This is a genomic window from Rhizorhabdus sp. P4_G5 (genome assembly GCF_056401065.1).
Genome location: NZ_JBFUKB010000003.1, coordinates 401,826 through 422,429, shown reverse-complemented (window position 1 = coordinate 422,429; position 20,604 = coordinate 401,826). Strand labels below are relative to the sequence as shown.

Below are 20,604 nucleotides of genomic sequence, written 5' to 3'. Positions count from 1 at the left end.
GCGGACCGGTCGGCTTTGCCCAATCCGTCGCCCCGGCGGAGGCCGGGGTCCCAGGAGCTGAGGGTGCGCGCAATTCTCCTGAGATCCCGGCCTCCGCCGGGATGACGAACTCCCGCAAACCCCTCCTCGCCGCCCTCCTCGCCCTCCTCGCCTCCCCCGCCCTCGCCGATGGCCTCATCGACAACGCCAACGGCTACAGCTTCGACAAGAAGGGCCAGCTCGTCCGCTTCACCGGGCTGCTCATCGACGATCAGGGCAAGGTTGCCCGACTACTCGACCGCAGCGACAAGCGCCCCGACAGGCTCGACTTCAGGCTCGACGCCGGGGGCCGGACGGTCATTCCCGGCATGATCGACGCCCATGGCCACGTCATGGGCCTCGGGCAGGTGGCGCTGTCGCTCGACCTATCCAGCACCAACAGCCTGCCCGAGGCGCAATCGGCGCTGCGCAGATATTCCGCCGATCGGCCGACCCCGCCCTGGATCCGGGGCGGCGGCTGGAACCAGGACCGTTGGGGCCTCGGTCGCTTCCCCGCCGCAGCCGACATCGATGCCATCACGCCCGGCCGTCCGGTGGTGCTCGATCGGGTCGATGGCCATGCCGTGCTCGCCAATTCGGCGGCAATGGCGGCAGCGGGCATCACCGCGAGAACCAAGGACCCGGCCGGCGGACGGATCGAGCGTGACGCGAAGGGCAACCCGACCGGCGTGTTCGTCGATGCAGCGCAGAAGCTGATCCTCGACGCGGTGCCGGCGATGCTGCCGCGCGATCGCGACGCGGCGCTCGCCAAGGCGCAGGATATATTGCTCGGCTATGGCATTACCGCCACCTGCGACATGGGCACCAGTGCAGAGGACTGGCAGGTGATGCGCCGCGCCGGCGATACCGGGCGGCTGCGGGTGCGCGTCATTTCCTACGCCCATGGCATCGAGCCGTTGCTGTCGGTCGCCGGCACCGGCCCGACACCGTGGCTCTATGACGGCAAGCTGCGCATGATCGGCGTCAAACTCTATGCCGACGGCGCGCTGGGATCGCGCGGTGCCTGGCTCAAGGCTCCCTATGCCGATGCGCCGGGACAGCGCGGACTGCAGTTCCTCGACGACGCAAAGCTGCGCAACCTGATGAGCCGCGCCGCGATGGATGGCTTCCAGGTCGCGGTCCATGCCATCGGCGACGCCGCCAATGCGCAGGTGCTCGGCGCGATCGAGGAGCTTGGCGAAACCTATAAGGGGGACCGCCGCTGGCGGATCGAGCATGCCCAGATCGTCGATCCTGCCGACCTGCCGCGCTTCGCGAAGAACGGCATCGTCGCTTCGATGCAGCCGTTCCACCAAATCTCCGACCGAACCATGGCCGAAGCCAGGCTGGGGCCCGCGCGGCTTGGCGGCGCCTATGCCTGGAAGACGATGCTGGACAACAAGGTGCCGCTCGCCTTCGGGTCGGATTACCCGGTGGAGAGCCCCAATCCTTTTCCGGCCCTGGCCGCGGCGATCAGCCGGCAAGGGCCCGACGGCCAGCCTGCGGGCGGCTGGCAGCCGCAGCAGATCATCAGCCTCACCGAGGCATTCCGCGCCTTCACCGCCACCGCCGCCTTCGCCGGTTTCGCCGAGGACCGCCTCGGCACCCTGGCGCCCGGTCACATGGCCGACTTCCTGATCCTCGACCGCGACATCTTCACCGCGACCGCGACGGACATCCGCGCGGCGCGGCCGCTGGAAACCTGGGTGGGTGGCAAACGCGTCTGGGTGGCGAAATAGTTCACGGAAGTGACATGCTCCAGACCTATATCCGTCAGCTCATCGGTACCCGCCAGTGGCTAAGGAGTGATCATGCGACGCAAGATGCTGGCCATCGCTCTCGCCGCCCTTCCCCTTGCCGCCCAGGCCGCACCTCCGCCCAAACCGAGGCTGATCCTCACCATCGCGGTCGATCAATTCTCGAGCGAAGTCTTCAAGCGCTATCGGGAAAGCTATGTCGACGGGTTGAAGACGTTGTCAGGCGGCGTCGCCTATCCGACTGGTTACCAAAGCCACGCCGCAACCGAGACCTGTCCCGGCCATTCAACGATCCTGACCGGGCGGCATCCATCGGGCACCGGCATCGTGTCGAACAGCTGGCTCGACCTGAAGACCGGCTCGAACATCTATTGCGCCGGACCACCGGGAGAGGCCGATCCCGATGCGCGAGGGCCGCAGAACATGCGGGTGACGACGCTGGGCGACTGGATCAAGGCAGCCGAGCCCGGCGCGCGCTCCTTTGCGGTTTCCGGCAAGGACCGCGCCGCGATCATGATGGCCGGCAAGCATGCCGACGGCGTCTACTGGTGGGTCGACGGCAAGGGCTTCCAGACCTCGCGCTTCGCCGGCGCGGCCGACCCGGAAGGAATCAGGCGCGCTGAAAAGTTCGACCGCAAGCTGATGCACCGATGGAAGGTTGCGCCGCCCGCGCTCTGGCAGAACCCTTCGAGCGCCTGTGCTGCGCTCCAGCGGCCGCGTCGCTTCGGGCAGATGGATATCTCCGGCCGCGTACCACCCGAAATGGCTCAGGGGGTCACCGGCGGCGACAGGTTCCTTGAGTCCAAGGCCTTCCACGATGCGCTCCGTGCGTCGCCGCTCCTTGACCAAGCCACTGTCGACTTCGCCATCCAGTTGATCCGACGCGAGAAACTGGGTCGCGGCCCGGCTACCGACATATTGTCGGTGAGCCTTTCCGCCACCGACTATGTCGGCCATCGTTTCGGGAATGGCGGCGCGGAAATGTGCGTCCAGCAGGCCGCATTGGATACCGCGATCGGCCGGCTGATCGCGAAAGCTAGGGCAGGCGGCGTGCCGATCATGGTGGTGCTGACCGCCGATCATGGCGCAACCGACGCCGCCGAGCGCGAGCATGAGCACGACAACAGGGCAGCCCGGCTGGATTCCAGAGCTTTTATCGGGAGGCTCAACACGACGCTGAAGGAAGATTTCGCGCTCGCCGCCGAACCGATCATCGGCGACGATCCGCAACAGCTGGTGATCGATCCTCGCCTTGATCCGGCGCTTGCCGCGAAAGTGCAGCGGGCGGCGATCGACTGGCTGAAGCGGCAATCCGAAGTGAGGGCGGCCTATAGCCGCGCCGAGATCGAAGCCGCCACGGTGCCGGCTGGAACGCCGCCCGACAGGCTGACGATGCAGCAGCGGTTCAACGAAAGCTATGACCGGGATCGCTCCGGCGACATTGCGGTGGCTTATGCGGAACACACCAGCTTCGGCGTGCCGCGCCGCATGGGCGACGCGGTGGCTGGTCATGGCTCCCCATGGGATCATGATCGGCAGGTGCCGATATTATTCTGGTGGCCGCAGGTTGCCGCGGAAACCCGTGATCAGCCGATCGAGACCGTCGATATCGCGCCGACCTTGGCGGCTGTGGCGGGGATAGAGCCACCAGTACCGGTCGATGGCCGCTGCCTTGATCTCGGCGGGGCGTGCCCACGCTAGACAGCGGTCATGCGCCCCCGGCGGCCTCCACGAGGGCGGCCGGTCCGGGAGGAGTGCTTAGTGGACGAGAACGACCGCGACTGCGAGCGCCTGCACCGCAACAGCGAAGAAAGCCGTAGCTGCACCTTCAAAATACGTCATATTCTTGCTCCTTCTAGGGATTATTCGTTGCCGAACATCCGTTGTGCGATGCAGCACAAATAAGAAGGGACTCCTTCCAACGCAATTTCAAAACAGGTCGTCACGAATGCAATTTATGCAACTGCATGCATCTTTTGCATTCGTGATCAGCCGATCAGGCGATCACGAACCCGCCCGGCATAATAGCGCAGCCGCGCCCGCACCTTGTCCGCGAGGGTGGGGTTGTCCGGCAGGACGCGCATCAGCACCTGCAGTTGCGGGCTTGTTCCATTTCGTTCGACCCGCTTGGCCGATCCGCTCCAGTCGGCAATCAGCGCACTCGGCCATGCGGCCCCGCGCACCTGATTCGCCACATTGTCGGCGATCAGCAGATTCGCCGAGCTGTTGCGCTGCGCCTCTGCCGCGATTGCGATGAAGGCGGCATGGTTTTCCTTGTCGGCGCCCTGGACGAAGAAATTGCGCTCGATGCGCCCGGTCGCTCCCTCGGGCAGGTCGATCATGTAATTGGTGGCACGGCCAGCGCTGTCGTCAAAGCTGCAGTCGCTAACCAGGATGCGGCCGGCGCGACTCTTCACATAATGGCCCCCCCGGCCCTTTTCGAATCGGCTCCGCCGTACCGTCACCGAGCGAAAGGCGCTGGCGTAGATCGAATGCGCACAGGCGAGCCCCCGGTCGCAGCGGCCGAGGCCGGAAAAGGTCGACCGATCGACGCTGATGTCCGACGAGGGATCGTCGCCGCCGCCCAATATGCCTTCTTCCGAATTGCGGAAGATGCTGCGGGTGACGGCAAGCGGCCCTTTCTCGATGCGGATGCCCGCGCCATTGCCGTCGGGCACGCGCAGATTTTCGAAGATGAGCCCGTCGACGCTCGCCCCGCGCCCGCGTAACACCAGTACGGCCTTGCCCTCGCAAATGCCGCCGTCGAAGATCGCCGCCAGCGGGCGCGCGGCACGATAGGCGATGCGGCCGGCGGTTTGCACCGCGCAGTCCTTGTAGCGGCCGGGCGCGATCAGGATCGAGCCGTTGCCGTCACCGATGGCGAGGACGGCTTCGCCGAGCGTCGCGTAGGATGCACCGGTCTGCTCGACGGTGAAGGGGGCCGCTGAAAGCGGCGCAGCCGAAAGAAGGAGCACTGAGAGCCGACGCCACATACCGATACCCTCTCCCCTGGGAAGCCGGGGGTCCATGCCTATCGCACCAAGCCGCGACGATATGCCACGGCCGATGAGGATCGGGTTAATCCAGGTTCGGCCGCAGCCACCGCTCCGCCGTCTCCAGGTCCACGCCGCGTCGGCCGACATAGTCCTCGAGCTGGTCCCGTCCGATCCGCGCAACGCCGAAATAGGCCGCCTCAGGATGGCCGAAATAGAAGCCCGACACGGCCGCTGTCGGCAACATCGCGAAGCTCTCGGTCAGGGTGGCGCCGGTAGCTTCGGAAGCGTCGAGCATATCGAACAGGATCGGCTTGTGGCTGTGATCGGGACAGGCCGGGTATCCCGGCGCCGGCCGGATGCCGCGATACTGCTCGCGGATCAGCGCTTCGTTGGTGAGTTGCTCGCCCTCGGCATAGCCCCACAGATCGGTGCGGACATGCAGATGGAGGCGCTCGGCGAACGCCTCGGCGAGGCGATCGGCGAGCGCTTTCAGCAGGATGTCGCGATAATCGTCATAGTCGGCCTTGAATCGGGCACTGTGCGAATCGATACCGTGGATGCTGACCGCGAAACCGCCCAGCCAGTCATTCTCGCGATCGACAAAATCGGCGAGGCACATGTTCGCACGGCCTTCGCGCTTCTTTATCTGCTGGCGCAGGAAGGGCAGGCGCACCCACGCCTCGCCCGGCTGGACGAGGACATCGTCGCCTTCGCTCCGCGCCGGCCACAGCGCGGCGACGCCCTTCGCCGTCAGCCATTTCTCGGCGATGATCGTGTCGAGCATCGTCTGCGCATCGGCGAACAGGCTTCGCGCACTATCACCGACGAGAGCGTCGTCGAGGATCGCGGGATAGTTGCCAGCCAGCTCCCAGGCGCGGAAGAACGGCGTCCAGTCGATATAGTCGCGCAGATCCTCGATCGGCCAATCGGCGAAGACATGCGTGCCGGGGTGCTTCGGCGCTTCGGGCTTCAGCGCGAAATCGGCGACGAAGGCGTTGGCCCGCGCCTCGGCCAGGGTCGCAAGCTCATTCTGCCCCTTGCCCTCGCGCGCCCTGCGCACCGCGTCATAATCCGCCGCGGTCTTCGCAACGAAATCGTCGCGCTGGGTATCGGACAGCAGCGTGGACGCAACGCCGACCGCTCGGCTGGCGTCGAGGACATGCACCACCGGCCCGGCATAAGCCGGCGCGATCCGTAACGCCGTGTGGACCTTCGATGTGGTAGCGCCGCCGATCAGCAGGGGCATCGTCATGTTGGTGCGCTGCATCTCGGCCGCCACCGTCACCATCTCGTCGAGCGACGGCGTAATCAGGCCCGACAGCCCGATCATGTCGGCATCATTTTCGTTGGCGGCAGCCAGGATCGTCATCCACGGCACCATCACGCCGAGGTCGATCACCTCATAGCCATTGCACTGGAGCACGACGCCGACGATGTTCTTGCCGATATCGTGGACGTCGCCCTTGACGGTTGCCATGATGATCCGGCCCTTCGGCCGCGCGCCCGCGACCTTCTGCGCCTCGATGAACGGCAGCAGGTGCGCGACCGCCTTCTTCATCACCCGCGCCGATTTGACGACCTGGGGCAGGAACATCTTGCCCGACCCGAACAGGTCGCCGACGACGTTCATCCCGTCCATCAGCGGCCCCTCGATCACCTCGATCGGCCGGTCGAACAATTGGCGAGCTTCCTCGGTGTCGTCGACGACATAGGCGTCGATGCCCTTGACCAGCGCATGTTCGAGCCGCTTGACGACGCCCCAGCCGCGCCATTCCTCGGCCGCCTTCTCCGCGACCGCATCGGTGCCGCGATAGCGCTCTGCGAGCGTGATCAGGCGATCGGTCGCATCCTCGCGCCGGTCCCAGATCACGTCCTCGCAGGCTTCGCGCAGTTCCGGATCGATCGCATCGTAAACGTCGAGCTGGCCGGCGTTGACGATGCCCATGTCCATCCCCGCCTGGATCGCGTGGTAGAGGAACACGCTGTGCATCGCCCGGCGCACCGGCTCATTGCCGCGGAACGAGAAGCTCAGGTTCGAGACACCGCCCGAAATGTGGCAATGCGGGCAGCGCTTCTTGATCTCCGCGGTCGCCTCGATGAAGTCGATCGCATAGCGGCGATGCTCGTCGATGCCGGTCGCCACCGCGAAGATGTTGGGATCGAAGATGATGTCCTCGGGCGCGAAGCCGTCGGCCACCAGCAGCTTGTAGGCGCGCTCGCAGATCTCGACCTTGCGCTCCTTCGTATCGGCCTGGCCGACCTCATCGAACGCCATTACCACCACGGCAGCGCCATAGGCGCGGCATTTGCGGGCGTGATGCAGGAAGGCCTCCTCGCCCTCCTTCATGCTGATCGAATTGACGATCGGCTTGCCCGACACGCATTTCAGCCCCGCCTCGATCACCGACCATTTCGAGCTGTCGACCATTACCGGGATACGCGCGATGTCGGGCTCGGCCGCCATCAGCTTGAGGAAGGTCGTCATCGCGAACTCGGCGTCGAGCAGGCCCTCGTCCATGTTGACGTCGATGACCTGCGCGCCGTTCTCGACCTGCTGCCGCGCGACTTCGACAGCCTTCGTATAGTCGCCGCCCATGATGAGCTTCTTGAACGCCGCCGATCCGGTGACGTTGGTGCGCTCGCCGATATTCACGAACTGGGCGGTGGAGGGGGTCGAACTGGTCATGATTGGTGTAGCCTGGCCATGCTGAACTTGTTTCAGCATCCACTCTGCCGCTTGGAGAAGGCATGGGTGGATGGGTGGTGGATCCTGAAACGAGTTCAGGATGACGGAGAAAATGTCTAGGCCGCGATGATCATCGGATCGAGGCCGGCCAGCCGGGTTCGATGGTCATGCGCGTGCGGAACGCGGGGCGGCTTGCCCGCCACCGCGTCGGCCATCGCGGCGATATGCGCCGGCGTCGATCCGCAGCAGCCGCCGACGACATTGACCAGCGCCTGGTCCGCCCAGTCCCTGATGAAGTTGCCGGTGGTGTGCGGCCGCTCGTCATAATGGCCGAGGTCGTTGGGCAGGCCGGCATTGGGGTAGATCATCACCAGCACGTCGGCGATGCCCGACAAAACCTGGACATGCGGGCGCAGCAGATCGGCACCGAAGGCGCAGTTGAGCCCCACCGTCAACGGATGGGCATGACGGATCGCGTGCCAGAACGCCTCGACCGAATGGCCCGACAAATTGCGGCCCGACATGTCGGTGATCGTCATCGAGATCATCATCGGGATCTCGACGCCCCGCTTCGCCTGCTCCTCGAGCACCGCCATGATCGCCGCCTTGGCGTTGAGGGTGTCGAAGATCGTCTCGATCAGGATGAAGTCGCAACCGCCGTCGAGCAGCGCCGCCGTCTGGTCCTGATAGACGTCGCGCATCGTGTCGAAATCGACCGCGCGAAAACCCGGGTCATTGACGTCGGGCGACAGCGACAGCGTCTTGTTGGTCGGCCCGATCGCACCTGCGACGAAACGCGGACGGCCATCCCTGGCTGCGTAATCATCGGCCGCCTTGCGCGCGATCCGGGCGGCCGCGAGATTCATGTCGCGGACGAGATGGACCGCCGAATAATCGGCCTGGCTGATGATGTTGGCATTGAAGGTGTTGGTCGAGACGATATCCGATCCCGCGTCGAGATATTGCCGGGTGATCTCATCGATCACGTCCGGGCGGGTCAGCACCAGCAGGTCGTTGTTGCCCTTCTGATCATCGGCCAGATCATAGCTGCCGCGATAATCGGCTTCCTGGAGCTTGTAGCTCTGGATCATGGTGCCGAACGCGCCATCGGTGATCAGGACGCGCTGCTTCGCCTGCTCGCGGAAACGGATGGCGGCTTCAGACTTCTGCATGGGGAAACCTTCCGGATGTCACGCCGCCACCTCGAGCTGCTTGGCATCTGCCCGCAGGCCGAGAAGGTGGCAGATCGCGAAGGATAGTTCGGCACGATTGAGCGTGTAGAAATGGAACTGGCGCACGCCGCCCGCATAGAGGCGGCGGCACATCTCCGCCGCGATCGTCGCGGCGACGAGCTGGCGCGACGCGGGGTGATCGTCGAGACCCTCGAACAGCCGGTCCATCCACGCCGGGATGGCGGCACCGCAGAGCCCGGCGAACTTGCGAGTCTGCGCGACGTTCGACACGGGCAGGATGCCGGGCACGATCTCGCCAACGATGCCGGCCGCGCGGGCTCGGTCGCAGAAGCGGAAATAGGCTTCGGGAGAGAAGAAGAATTGGCTGATCGCGCGCGTGGCGCCCGCGTCGAACTTGGCCTTCAGATTGGCGATGTCGCTCTCGACGCTCGCCGCCTCGGGGTGGCATTCGGGATAGGCCGCCACCGAAATCTCGAACGGATGGATCGCCTTCAGCCCTGCAACCAGCTCGGCAGCGTTGCGATAGCCCTGCGGATGGGGCGTGAACTTCGTCCCTTCGACGGGCGGATCGCCGCGCAGCGCAACGATATGCCGCACCCCGGCAGCCCAATATCCGCGGGCGATCTCCTCGATCTCGGCCTTGCTCGCCTCGACGCAGGTCAGGTGCGCCGCCGCGGGGATATCCGTCTCGCTCGCGATCCGCGCCACGGTGTGGTGGGTCCGCTCACGCGTCGAGCCGCCGGCGCCATAGGTGACGGAGACGAAACGCGGCTTGAGCGGCGCGAGCGTCTGGATCGCATTCCACAGCGTTTCTTCCATCTTCTCGGTCTTGGGCGGGAAGAATTCGAACGAGACGGCGGCGTCCCCCGCCAGGTCGGCGAACAGCGGAGCATCGAGCGCGCGGCGCGCTTCTTCGAGCTGGGTCAACGGTAGCGATGTCATGATACTGCCTTCAACTGGCTGCGCTGGCCGCGCAAGCCCAACCATAATTTGACGGTCAGCGCATCGCCGACCAGCGCCTCGACCCGGTCCAACCCCAGCCCGGCCGCGTGAAACCAGCCCCCGATCTGATCATCGTCGAAGCCGAGGCGGACATGCGCGTCGCGGCTGCGCAGATCCTCGCGCTCGTGACTGGCGAAATCGACGATCAGCAGGCGGCCGCCGGGCGACAGCAGCCGTGCGCTCTCGGCTATCGCCGCCGCCGGATGCTGGGCGAAATGGAGCACCTGGTGGAGGATGACGAGATCGGCCGAGCCATCGCCGAGCGGCAGCGCATACATGTCGCCCTGCCGCAGCTCGGCCTGGGCGAGCCCGGCTTCGGACAGCTTGACCCGGGCAAGGCGAAGCATCTCGGGGCTGCGATCTATTCCGAGCGCCGCCGAAGCCTGGCCGCCGACCAGTTCGATCATGCGGCCGGTGCCGGTGCCGATGTCCACCATCCTGCCGATCGGCGCATCGGCCAGCATATCTACGATGCGCTGCTCGACGGCGCTCTCGGGCACATGGAGCGAGCGGATCGCATCCCATTCCTCGGCATGTTCGGCAAAATATCGCGCTGCCGCGGCAGCGCGATCGGCGCGCACCGCGGCCAGTCGCGCACGATCCGCGACCGCCCAGACATCGTCGGCAGCGCGGTTCCAGTCGTCGATCGCCGCGAACAGCGGCGTGACGCACGCCTCGGCACCGAGGCCGAGGAACACCCAGCTGCCTTCCTTGCGGCGCACGCACAGCCCGGCATCCGCGAGTATCTTGACGTGGCGGGAAACACGCGGCTGGCTCTGCGTCAGCACCTGCGCAAGCTCCCCGATCGACAACTCCATCGCGCGCAACAGATGGAAGATGCGCAGGCGGGTGGGGTCGGCAAGCGCCCGGAAGATGGAGAGGGCATCGCACGGCATATATTCACACATAAAGAAATCTTTATATGTGGTCAAGGCGCTTGCCCAGCCCGGCAGTGGCGGGCATGCCGTTCACCGGGCGGAACGCCGCCATGTTTCAAATGTATGACCGGCGGCGGAACGATCCGCCCGAAAAGGGGATCTCTACAATGCGAGCTTCGGTGAGGATGATCGGCGCTGTTGCCGTTGGCCTGACGCTTTCGGCCTGCGCCACGACGGGGACCGACCGGCTCGCCGAGAAGGACCCGTTGGAGGGGTTCAACCGCGGCGTCTGGGCGGTCAACCGCGGCGCCGACAAGATCATCGTCAAGCCGGTGACCCAGGTCTACCGTGCTGTCGCTCCGAAGCCTGCGCGCGACGGCGTGCGCAACTTCTTCGCCAATGTGGGGGAGCCCTTCTCGTTCATCAACAATGTCCTGCAGGGCAAGGTTGACCGGGCGGTGCGCAATCTCGGCCGCTTCCTCGTCAACAGCACGGCCGGAATCGGCGGCCTCTTCGATCAGGCATCGCGCGCCGGCATCAAGCCCGCACCGGAGGATTTCGGCCAGACGCTCGCCATCTGGGGTGCCAATGGCGGTCCCTACCTAATGCTTCCGCTGCTCGGCCCCTCGACGCTGCGCGACGGCGTCGGGACCGGCATCGCGCAGTTCACCGACCCCTATCGCGTCTGCCTGAGCGAGTGTGGCCTGCCGCACGGCGTTCCGCTGGCCATGACCGCAACCCAGATCATCAGCGTGCGCGACGGGCTGATCGAGACGGGCGCGGACAACTTCCTTGAATCCAGCCTCGACCCTTATGCCGCAGCGCGGTCGGCCTATCTGCAGCGTCGGCGGGCCGAGATCCTCAACCAGGAAGGCGACGATGCAGCCGCCGAGGCAGCGGCCGCAGCCGATGCCGAGGCGAATCCCATCGGCGCCGAGGCCGGCTCTGCAGCGGACGCAGACGCCGGAATCCCTGATGCCGGCGCGGCTGCCCCGGCCGATCCGGCCGGCCCTGCAACTCAATCCGAACCGGCAGCGAAACCAAGTGATCCGGCCACTTCCGGGCCTTCGGGACAGCCGAATTAACTACCGGAACAAGAGACATTGCATCGCACTGCGCAAAACTGTAAGAAGTCCGAGCCTGTTTCGGGGGGAAACAAGCCTGAACGTGATTGGATCGTTCGAGCCACTCTCTTTTTTTAATTCACTTCCGGAGAATTCGATCATGAAGAAGATCGTTGCCCTTTCGCTTATCGCCGCCGCCTCGCTGTCGCTGGCTTCGTGCAAGAAGACCGAAACGACCGTCGAGAACAACACGACCGTCGTCGACAACACGGCCGACGCGGTGGTCGACACCAACGCTGCGATGGCTGATTCGAATGCGGTTGCTCCGGCGGACAACGCTTCGAACGCGATGTAATCGCGCTGGTAGCGGCTGTCTGACAGCCGCTACCTGAGCAACAAGAAGGCCGTGCGCTCGCGCACGGCCTTTTTTTGTGCCCGCAAGAGCCTGGACGTCAGCGGAAAATCGGCTGGCTCACCAACATCTCTTCTGCCGAGCAACTCTGCGCCGAGGGAGCCGTACCGGTCTTGCGAAGCACCGCCAGCTCGGCCCGGGCCGCGACCATTGCGGTGGTATAGCCGGGTTCGGTGCGGACCACCGCCAGCGTTGCGCTTGCGACCATATGGCCAGCGTCGACCGCGCTCATGCTCGCCATCCCGCAGACGATCCTGCTCTCCCCATAGGCCCGCGCGCGCGCCATGATCGGTGCCGCGCGGTCATCGACCGCCTCGCCGAGGACCAATCCCCAGGTCCAGCCGCGGGTCGCATAATCCGACGGATAGCCATATTCCACGCCTTGGGGCGGAGACGCACAGGTCTCTCCCGAATCGAGCAGGAAGGGAGGCTTCTTCTTGTAATAGCCTTTCAGCTCGTTCGCCTCGCGCGCCGCGTCGCGCGATGCCTTCTCCAGCAGCGCCGCAGTTCTGGGCGCAGTTTGCGGAGTCATCACGACCCGTACCGCACAGGCAAAGCCGCGCATCATCGATGCGGTATCGACCGCGGCATCCGCGATCGCCATGTCCCAGCGCGCACTGCCCTTCAGCGCCCGCGTCAGCTTGAATATTTCCTGGTCGGCGACCCCTCGGGGCTCCTGCGCGATGGGCGCCGGCGGCACCACGTCGATGAGGCTGAGAAAACCCGGCGGAAGGAACGCAACGCCGTCGGGAACAGCGGCGATCGTGACGCCCGCCGTTGCAAGCAAAGCCGCGGCCAACCCCTTGTAAAAGCCCTTCATCACCGCCCCCCTCGTTCAGGAGGCAGCTTTGCCCGCACCGTGCCTGCGGTCAATCGTCGTAATATCCGCCGTAGCGCTTGTTCTGGCCATAGCCGTAGCCATAGTCGCCGCCGATCAGCCCGGCGTCATAGCGGTTGAGCACGGTGCCTATGCAGGGTGCCGGAGACAACAGGCGGAAGCTGTCGCGCACTTCCTTCCGGGTGGTGACGCCGTCCTCGACGATCATCAGATAAGCGTCGATCTTCTGGCTGATCACGACCGCGTCGTCATTGGCGAACACCGGCGGCAAATCGCACAGGCACAGGGTATTCTCCGGGAGCTGGCGCATCGCCGCGATCAGCGAATCCATCCGCGCCGAGGAGACCAGCTCGTCCGATGCCGCGGCGTTCGGGAAGCTCGGAAAGATAGTCAGTTGCTCGTTGGCGATGGTCTTCGCCACTTCGCGGAGGTCGGTGATGGTGCCATCGAGGAAATGCGACAGCCCAACCTCTCCGCTCAGCTTGAAGTTGCGCGCGATCGTCGAGCGCCGCAGGTCGAAATCGAACAGGTAGGTGTGGAGCTCCGGCGTCCGCGCCAGGGCGGCTGCGAGGTTCGACGCGACGAAGCTCTTTCCGACCTTGGGCGTCGGCGACGTCACACCGATGATCTTCCAGCCGCGAGCGCGTGCGATTCGAAGCACCTGCGCGCGCAGCAGGGTGAAGGGTCGCGATCGGATATCCTTGCTGTCGAAGCCGTAGATGCCGGTCTCGCGCAGCGTCTCGAAGCCGGTGGCGCGATCGGCGGCGCCGGGCACGGAAGCGCCCGGTTCGACGCGTTGGGGCGGATCGAAGCTCATGCGCGGATCGCCCTGCGTCGGCTGAACAGGCGCGTCTTCTTGCGCTTGGCCGATCCGCGTCGCTTCGGCTTGAGCGTAGGGATCACCACCAGCGGACCGACACCGAGTATCGACTGAAGCGCGGCGCCGCCCCGGATCGGACGGCGGATCAATTCGATCAGCAGCGCCAGGCCGAGGCCGAGCGCGGCCCCCACGGCAAGGCCGCCGACGATCAGCAACCCCCGGTTGGGCGAATTGGGCTCGTCCGGCATCGTCGGCGGGTCGACCAGCACCAGCCGCTCGCCGCGCTGCTCGGCATCCATCTTCTGCGCGGCTTCGGCGGCGAGCAGGTTGCCCGAGATTCGGTCGTAATTCGCGCGCAGGCCATCCGCCTTCGCTTCCAACTGGCGAATGCTCTCCTCGATCAGGGGAGCCCCGCTCTGCGCGGCCACGGTGGCATTGGCGCGCGACATATCGACCGACTTGGCGCCCGACAGCGTAGCGATGGTGCGATTGTTCGCGGCGATCTGCGCGCTGATCGCGGGATTGTTGCGCGGGCTGCCATTGGCCTTCGCCGCAGCGCGGGCCTCCGTCAGCTTCTGCTGGGCGGCGATCACGTCGGGATGATTGTCCGAATAGAGCGCCTTGGCCGATGCGAGCCCAGCCTCGGCCTGGATGACGCGATCATCGGCATTGGTGCTGTTGCTGTTCAGCTTGCCCTGCAGCTCTGTATTCTCGCGCTGCAGCTGGGCGATCTGCACATCATAGTTGGACGTCGAGGGCAGGAAACCGCCGATCCGTGACAGGGCGAGCCCGTTGCGGCTCTTGATGTCGGCGAGCTTGCCTTCGAGTTCGGCGATCTGTCCCTGGATCTGGGCGGCCTGGTCGCGCAAGAAACCGACGGTCGCATCGGCCTGCGCCGACAGTTGCGAGCTGTCGAGCTTCAGCAGCTTCTCTGTGAACTGCTGCGTCACCGCCTGCGCCTTGGCCGGATCCGAATAGGTGAAGGACACGGAAAAGGCGATCGTGCTCGAATCGCCGCGGCGGGCCGCAAGCTTGTCGATATCGGCGGTGACAGGCGTGATCGCCGTGGCCTTGCGCATCATATCGATGATCGACGACAGCGACTTCTTGTGCCGCTCGGACGTATAGAGATCATTGTTCTGGATCAGCTCGATCAGGCCCGGACGGCTTAATATCTGCTGCTGGATCTTGGCGATGCGCTGGTCGATCAGGTCGTTCACCGACGCGGCCGCGATCTGCTCCGGCAGTTCCTTCGACTCGACCACGACCGTGGCGGAGGACTGGTAATGCGCGGGCAGGCCGTAAGCGAGGCCGAGCCCGGTCAGCGCACTCACCCCGAACGGGATCAGGACGAACCAGCGCCGCTGGTACAATATCCGCGGCAGATAACGGAGCAGGCCATCGGCCAAATCGCCATCGGCCGACGGATCGACATGCTCGGTCATTGCGACCGCGGCAGCGTCAGGATGGCGTAGAGATCGCCGCCATAGTCCGCCCTGATCTGGCGGCCGCCAAACACGTCGCGGTAGTGGCCCTCGCTGCCCAGCTTGAGCCGTGGCGTCATCTGCCAGTCGAAGCCGCTGCGTATGCTGACATATTCGCGGGTCGGGATAGTCCCTGCCTGCGACTTGCTGCGCGCGTAACTACCGTTCGCGGAGAAGCCGAGTTTCTCGGTCAGCCGGCGGTTATAGCTGATGCCGAGCTGCGTGCGTTCCACCGTGCTGCCGGCGCCCGATCCACTCACCGAGCGGTCGGCATAGAGGCAGAAATTATCCTTCACGCCCTTGTGGCAGAGGTTCACCGTGCCGGAGAGCCCCTTGCTGCTCTCGTCGCGCGTATTTGGGAGCGTGAGATCGCTGAACGACATGCCCAGCGAGGCATCGAAATGCCAGGTGGGACTGAGTTCGGTCGAGAAGGTGACCGACGGCTGCATGACCATCGTGCTCAGGCCCGGCGTGTCATAATCGATGCGGTAGACCGAGCCGCTGAGGCCGATCTTCGATCGCGAGCTGATCGCATGCTGCCAGGCGACGCTCCCGCCGATATTGTCGGAATCACCGCCGGCTGGGCCGCTGCCATAGCGAGTCGCCGTGGCGCCGCCGTTGGCGGAAAGCGTGTCCTTGGGGCCGACCTGATATTCCCAGCCGCCGCTGACGCTATAGGTGTCGGCGCGCCGCCGCAGGCCGATCAGGTTGACATCGGTATCGTCGATCGGGGCGCCCGTCACTATGTCGTCGCTCTGGCCGATCACCTCGCTGTCATAGCGCAGCGCGCCATATATGCTCAGCTTCGGCGTAACGCGCTGCTGGACCGCCAGCTCGCCACCATATTGATTCGAATTTCCGTAACGGCGCAGATATTCCGTGCGCTCATAGTGACCGGAGAGCTCGACCACGCCCTTTTCGGTCCGCTTCGTGAGCTTCGGCGCGACGGTAGCCTCGACATAGCCGCTCGCCAGGTCGCTGCCCGGCGACAGGAAGGGATTGATGTCATAACCGAGCCGGACAGTCGTATCGACCGACAGCTTCGCAGGACCGGCGCAGGCCGGAGCGCCCATGGCCAGCGCCACGAACGCGGCAGCGCACGAACCGGCGGACAGCCTGGAACCCGCGTTCATGGCACCACCACCGTATCGCCGCTTTGCAGTTCCACGATCGCCCCCTGGAGATCCGCGCTCGAAGGCGAACCCTTCATCGCGCTGTCCAACCGAACCTCGATCACCTGGATCTGACCGCCATTCTTGCGATATATCTTGACCTTGCTGAGATCGGCGAACTCGGTCGGTCCGCCGGCGACGCTGATCGCCTCGAGCACGTTGACATAATGACCCGGGGTGAAGGCGCCCGGCGTCCGCACCTTGCCGGCTACCGAGAAGCTCAGGCCACTGGGATTCTTCACCGACACCGTCACGCGCGGCACCGAGTTTCGATATTGATCGGACAGTCCTGCGACGATCACGCCTTCGAGGTCCGTAGGAAGCTTGTTGAGCGCATCGATACGGCCGACCAGCGGAAAAGACACGCTGCCGTCGGGCAGCACCTTCAAGACGCGCTGGAGCCGCTCGTCGCCCCACACATATATCTCGATCTCGTCGCCCGGATTGATGCGATAGGGCTTGAGCGGGGGCGCGCCGGGTGCCGGCGGTCCCACCATGGCGAGAGCCGGCGACGGGAGCAGCATTGCACCTGTCACGGCCAGCAGCGCCGCCCCGATCGTCCCCCGTTTACGCATTACAACCCCATCGCCCTCCGCATCAGACCGACTCCCGCCGGGTCGCCCGACGCATGTCGGAACACGGCTCCTGTCGATCAATTGCGGTTCCGCTGCACAATTGCCCCAAAAACGCGGCGCTTGAAACAGAAAAAGCCCACACAATCGGGGACTTTGCAGAAGCTAACAATTGCCGCGACGCATCCACGCAACCCTCGCCCCGACATAGGCTCCAATGCTTAACAGGCGATTGATGATCCGGGCGAGCCCGAGTCCAGGGGGCCGATCGGACGAAAGCTGGTGCGGGCGGGGGGACTCGAACCCCCACAGGTCTCGCGACCTTACGGATTTTCATACCACTTCGGCTTTCGCCGCCGGGCCGCGAGACCCGTTCGTGGTCTGGACTATCCCTTCGCCCTATCCGCTTTGCGTGGACGTAGGCGCTGCCCGTCTAGTCTCTACACCTTCCGCCGGAGGAAATACTCCGGCGGCTTGGCTCGGGATCACCAGGAATCAGGCTTCCCCGAATTTGAGCAGTTCTGCATCGCCGGTTTCCCGGCGAGCACTCGATCGATGGTTCAAGTCCGTTGCGTCTACCAATTTCGCCACGCCCGCAGCGTCGCATGCGGGTGAATAGCTACCGCCGCACGGACCGCCAAGCACGAATCGGTGTCGGCCGAATCGGGCCTCGCCTCAGACGTTGAGGCGGAGCCGCATTTCCTTGCCCGGCTTGAAATAAGGAACGCGCTTGGCCGAAACCGGCACCGTATCGCCAGTACGGGGATTGCGCCCCACCCTCGCTTCACGGCTGCGCGTAGAAAAGGCTCCGAAGCCGCGCAGTTCGACGCGTCCGCCTTCCGCCAGTCTCTTGCTAATCGCGTCGAAGAGAGTTGAAACGATTTTTTCAACTTCTTTCGGCGAAAGATCGGGATTGTCCTGCGATAGCAGCTGAACCAACTCGGATCTTATCACTAAGCCATCCCCCCTTGACGTGATAGCCGATCCGGCAGGTGCTTTTCCGGCACAATCGGCTCTGCCATCGACAGACTTACCCCGTTAAGCCCCGTCACATTTCCTATGTAACGATAAAAGCCTCGTTAAATCAATCATAGTTCAGCGTGGCTTCGTCCCGCAGTAATGGCCGCTGTTCAGCCTTGCGACAGAACCTCCACCGCAATAGACGAATTCTTCGTCGCCCGGGCCAAAGCTTGGCCGGCCTGAAAGGATCGCTGATGCAGCACCGCCTTGTTCTCTGCTCGATCGTCACGTTTTCGGTCGCCGCGCCGGCGCTCGCGGCACCGCTGCCCAAGCCAGCAGCTTTCGGGATCTGTTCGGCTTGCCACAAGGTTGAGAAGGGCGCGCCCAATTCGATCGGCCCGAACCTGTACGGTATCGGCAACACCAAAGCAGGCGAGGTGCCCGGCTTCGCCTTTTCGCCGGCGATGAAGAACTCGAAGGTCAAATGGACGCGAATCAACCTGATCGCGTTCATACAGGAGCCGCAAAAGACCGTGCCCGGCACCCGCATGCCATTTGGCGGCCTCAAGAACCCCGCCTCGGCAGCGGCAATTGCCGATTATATCCTTTCGCTCAAATAAGTTCGACCGGGCCGGCAAGCATGCCGGCCGGAACGCGCACTGGGATCGACGATCCCACGCCACCGGACGCGCGTTATGCTGTCGCGACCTCGATGATCGCGTACCAAAGACCGGCCGAGCTGACGAAGGCAAAAGCGATCCCGAGGACGTTGAAGTCGCTGAACTTCACCACATGACTGCGCCGGGTGCTCCAAAGGGGATGAGGCCCCTGTGCGGGCCGCGAAACGGCGTTCATGCATCTTCTCCCAACTCTTGTGACCGGCGTAATGCTCTCTCGGCGAAAGTCTATATAAATCGATATTGCGCTGCAGTATAAACGCAATTTCCGCATGCTGCGGCGCATATAACGACAATTAACAACGGACTTATTTACTGCGTAAATAAAAACAACGAAGAACTTTACTCAAGAAAACTTCATATTAACCCTTTTATACGAAACCATCCACTTTACGATATCGATCTATTGGTAACGTTTTATGTAATAAACCTTCAATTGCTTATCCATAGCGTCTTGTTTTTATACTTGGGCAGCAAGAGGGCGATGCTGGACCTCGACTCAGCGATGAAGGCTGCGGACCGACCGAGCAGGCAAAATATCGCATCACACCAGACGGACGACTGCGCCGTTACCGGGATGGACGCTCCCGCGGCCCCGGCGGCGGCCCGTGGCGCACCTCGACTGACCGCACGAACTGGGGCAGGGACTCGCAGCGCAACTTCCCGGACCCTGGGCACGTAAAGACCAGGGACGAGGGGGGAGCAGCTTATGTCATTTCTATGCGCCTGGGGTTTCCATCGATGGGCAAGGCGGCCAGCAACGCTCAATCCGGCGCGGCTCGTTCATCGCTGCAAACGCTGTTGTGGCGTCCGTATCACAAAGAACGGGTAGATCACGCCAGATGGCGATGCCTGCGTCCGAAGCCGGGAGCGACCGGAAGAAGGTATCAGGGTCGATCGACCGAAGGGCCGGATGGTGGAGGGGACTGGATTCGAACCAGTGTACGCTTGCACGGGCAGATTTACAGTCTGCTGCCTTTAACCACTCGGCCACCCCTCCGAGGCGCCAAAAGCGAGGCGGCTCAATGGCCAATCGGAACCGGCCTGTCAACGCCAACCCACCCGAAAAAGATCAGTGCTCGCGATGCTTGCCTAGCCGGGCGCCGGATCGCTAAGGCGGGTGCATGCGCAGAGGCCATCGTCCATCCCAGTCCGTACAGGGCCGCCCCCGTTTCTGGGGCCGCCACGCCGTCATTGCCGCGCTGGCAAATCCCGCGCGCACCGTCCGCCGCATGTGGGGCACGCGCGAGGCGCTATCCGCGCTCGACCTGCCGCCGGTGATACCGGTGACCTATGCCGACGTCGCCGATCTCGGCCGCCTGGTGCCTCATGATGCACCGCATCAAGGGCTGGTGATCGAGGTCGACCCCCTGCCCGACATCTGGCTCGGCGACCTGCTCGATGCCGCGCAAGGCAATAGGCGGCCGCTCGTAATTCTCGACCAGGTCACCGATCCCCATAATGTCGGCGCGGTCCTGCGATCGGCCGCGGCGTTCGATGCTGTCGGCATCATCACCCAGGACCGCAACGCTCCACCAGAATCGGGTGCGCTGGCGCGCTCGGCCTCGGGCGCGCTCGAACTCGTGCCCTGGGTGCGGGTCGTGAACCTGGCTCGCGCCCTCGACGAGGTCGGTGAAGCCGGCTTCTGGCGGATCGGCCTTACCGGCCATGCCAAGGGGACGCTGGCCGAAGTGATGGGCGAGGCGCGAATCGCGATCGTGCTGGGCGCCGAAGGCGAGGGCATGCGCCAGAACACCGAAGCGCATTGCGATGAGCTGGCGAAACTCCCGATCAGCCCGCGCGTCGAGAGCCTGAACATCTCGAACGCCGCCGCTATCGCGCTCTACGCGATCACGACGCGCAGCTAGCGCTCCGCTGGTTGTTTGTTTGGCCCTCAAACGCCGGGCGGTCAGCATCCGCTGACCTTGGCTTCCTCGCAATAAGCTCGGGCGGCCGTTCGGCCTTGCGAAGGCCTACGGCCTCCGACACCAAAGTTCAGCGTCGAAAGCAAGTGGTTCGAAGAGACAAGCGCGAACAGCGCGTCCGAGCGCCAGCGAGGAAGCCAAGCAGGGCGG

General features: G+C 64.5%; 19 protein-coding genes and 1 tRNA gene. 7 read left to right on the top strand and 13 right to left on the bottom strand.

Annotated features, from left to right (window positions below):
• The first annotated feature begins 101 nt into the window (after positions 1–101).
• The 3 genes from AC1DQK_RS06355 (at position 102) to AC1DQK_RS06345 (ending at position 3,680) form a co-directional block, all read left to right on the top strand.
• On the top strand, positions 102–1,757 hold the full coding sequence (locus tag AC1DQK_RS06355; RefSeq protein ID WP_477869256.1) for an amidohydrolase: 1,656 nt from the start codon (positions 102–104) through the stop codon (positions 1,755–1,757).
• Positions 1,758–1,829: 72 nt separating this feature from the next.
• Complete coding sequence (locus AC1DQK_RS06350) at positions 1,830–3,476, top strand: alkaline phosphatase family protein (RefSeq protein ID WP_477868536.1); 1,647 nt, start codon at positions 1,830–1,832, stop codon at positions 3,474–3,476.
• A gap of 60 nt (positions 3,477–3,536) precedes the next feature.
• On the top strand, positions 3,537–3,680 hold the full coding sequence (locus AC1DQK_RS06345) for a hypothetical protein (RefSeq protein WP_477868534.1): 144 nt from the start codon (positions 3,537–3,539) through the stop codon (positions 3,678–3,680).
• An 83-nt stretch (positions 3,681–3,763) separates the two neighbouring features.
• Here the strand turns inward: AC1DQK_RS06345 and AC1DQK_RS06340 are convergent, their stop codons facing one another.
• The 5 genes from AC1DQK_RS06340 to AC1DQK_RS06320 form a co-directional block, all read right to left on the bottom strand.
• Entirely contained in the window at positions 3,764–4,768 is a 1,005-nt protein-coding gene (locus tag AC1DQK_RS06340; RefSeq protein WP_477868532.1) for a right-handed parallel beta-helix repeat-containing protein, read from the bottom strand.
• An 85-nt stretch (positions 4,769–4,853) separates the two neighbouring features.
• Complete coding sequence (gene metH, locus AC1DQK_RS06335) at positions 4,854–7,457, bottom strand: methionine synthase (protein WP_477868530.1); 2,604 nt, start codon at positions 7,455–7,457, stop codon at positions 4,854–4,856.
• Between the two features lie 116 nt (positions 7,458–7,573).
• Complete coding sequence (locus AC1DQK_RS06330; RefSeq protein ID WP_477868528.1) at positions 7,574–8,629, bottom strand: homocysteine S-methyltransferase family protein; 1,056 nt, start codon at positions 8,627–8,629, stop codon at positions 7,574–7,576.
• A gap of 18 nt (positions 8,630–8,647) precedes the next feature.
• Entirely contained in the window at positions 8,648–9,592 is a 945-nt protein-coding gene (gene metF, locus AC1DQK_RS06325; protein WP_477868526.1) for a methylenetetrahydrofolate reductase [NAD(P)H], read from the bottom strand.
• A complete protein-coding gene (locus AC1DQK_RS06320; protein ID WP_477868524.1) occupies positions 9,589–10,560 on the bottom strand; it encodes an ArsR/SmtB family transcription factor in 972 nt (323 codons plus the stop codon). Before AC1DQK_RS06320 ends, metF begins: the two co-directional genes overlap by 4 nt.
• Before the next feature lie 137 nt (positions 10,561–10,697).
• Here AC1DQK_RS06320 and AC1DQK_RS06315 point away from each other — a divergent pair, with 137 nt between their 5' ends.
• Together AC1DQK_RS06315 and AC1DQK_RS06310 are read left to right on the top strand one after the other, a co-directional pair.
• Positions 10,698–11,615, top strand: a complete 918-nt coding sequence (locus tag AC1DQK_RS06315; RefSeq protein WP_477868522.1) for an MlaA family lipoprotein — start codon at positions 10,698–10,700, stop codon at positions 11,613–11,615.
• 139 nt (positions 11,616–11,754) lie between these two features.
• The gene (locus AC1DQK_RS06310) at positions 11,755–11,949 is read left to right on the top strand and encodes a hypothetical protein (protein ID WP_340316887.1); all 195 of its coding nucleotides are present in this window, start codon (positions 11,755–11,757) and stop codon (positions 11,947–11,949) included.
• A gap of 97 nt (positions 11,950–12,046) precedes the next feature.
• Here AC1DQK_RS06310 and AC1DQK_RS06305 read toward each other — a convergent pair whose 3' ends face one another.
• The 6 genes from AC1DQK_RS06305 to AC1DQK_RS06280 all read right to left on the bottom strand — a co-directional run bounded on the left by AC1DQK_RS06305 (position 12,047) and on the right by AC1DQK_RS06280 (position 17,846).
• Positions 12,047–12,826 (bottom strand): acid phosphatase, encoded by a 780-nt coding sequence (locus AC1DQK_RS06305; protein ID WP_477868520.1) that lies wholly within the window; start codon positions 12,824–12,826, stop codon positions 12,047–12,049.
• Between the two features lie 49 nt (positions 12,827–12,875).
• A complete protein-coding gene (locus AC1DQK_RS06300) occupies positions 12,876–13,661 on the bottom strand; it encodes a CpsD/CapB family tyrosine-protein kinase (protein ID WP_477868518.1) in 786 nt (261 codons plus the stop codon).
• Complete coding sequence (locus AC1DQK_RS06295; RefSeq protein ID WP_477868516.1) at positions 13,658–15,109, bottom strand: GumC family protein; 1,452 nt, start codon at positions 15,107–15,109, stop codon at positions 13,658–13,660. Before AC1DQK_RS06295 ends, AC1DQK_RS06300 begins: the two co-directional genes overlap by 4 nt.
• Positions 15,106–16,281, bottom strand: coding sequence for a hypothetical protein (locus AC1DQK_RS06290; RefSeq protein ID WP_477868514.1), 1,176 nt, complete (start codon positions 16,279–16,281; stop codon positions 15,106–15,108). The genes AC1DQK_RS06295 and AC1DQK_RS06290 overlap by 4 nt, the downstream gene beginning before the upstream one ends.
• Positions 16,278–16,895 carry a polysaccharide biosynthesis/export family protein gene (locus AC1DQK_RS06285; RefSeq protein ID WP_477868513.1) on the bottom strand — a complete coding sequence of 206 codons (618 nt, stop codon included), beginning with the start codon at positions 16,893–16,895 and terminating at the stop codon, positions 16,278–16,280. Before AC1DQK_RS06285 ends, AC1DQK_RS06290 begins: the two co-directional genes overlap by 4 nt.
• A gap of 672 nt (positions 16,896–17,567) precedes the next feature.
• On the bottom strand, positions 17,568–17,846 hold the full coding sequence (locus AC1DQK_RS06280; RefSeq protein ID WP_477868511.1) for an integration host factor subunit beta: 279 nt from the start codon (positions 17,844–17,846) through the stop codon (positions 17,568–17,570).
• 260 nt (positions 17,847–18,106) lie between these two features.
• Between AC1DQK_RS06280 and AC1DQK_RS06275 the strand changes: the two genes are divergently transcribed.
• Positions 18,107–18,472: a c-type cytochrome gene (locus tag AC1DQK_RS06275; RefSeq protein ID WP_477868509.1), complete on the top strand. Its 366-nt coding sequence runs from the start codon at positions 18,107–18,109 to the stop codon at positions 18,470–18,472.
• Between the two features lie 73 nt (positions 18,473–18,545).
• Here the strand turns inward: AC1DQK_RS06275 and AC1DQK_RS06270 are convergent, their stop codons facing one another.
• Positions 18,546–18,707 (bottom strand): hypothetical protein, encoded by a 162-nt coding sequence (locus AC1DQK_RS06270; protein WP_477868507.1) that lies wholly within the window; start codon positions 18,705–18,707, stop codon positions 18,546–18,548.
• A gap of 736 nt (positions 18,708–19,443) precedes the next feature.
• Positions 19,444–19,529: transfer RNA gene (locus AC1DQK_RS06265), tRNA-Tyr, on the bottom strand.
• A 124-nt stretch (positions 19,530–19,653) separates the two neighbouring features.
• Here AC1DQK_RS06265 and rlmB point away from each other — a divergent pair.
• Positions 19,654–20,397, top strand: coding sequence for a 23S rRNA (guanosine(2251)-2'-O)-methyltransferase RlmB (rlmB, locus tag AC1DQK_RS06260; protein ID WP_477868505.1), 744 nt, complete (start codon positions 19,654–19,656; stop codon positions 20,395–20,397).
• The last annotated feature ends 207 nt before the right edge of the window (positions 20,398–20,604 follow it).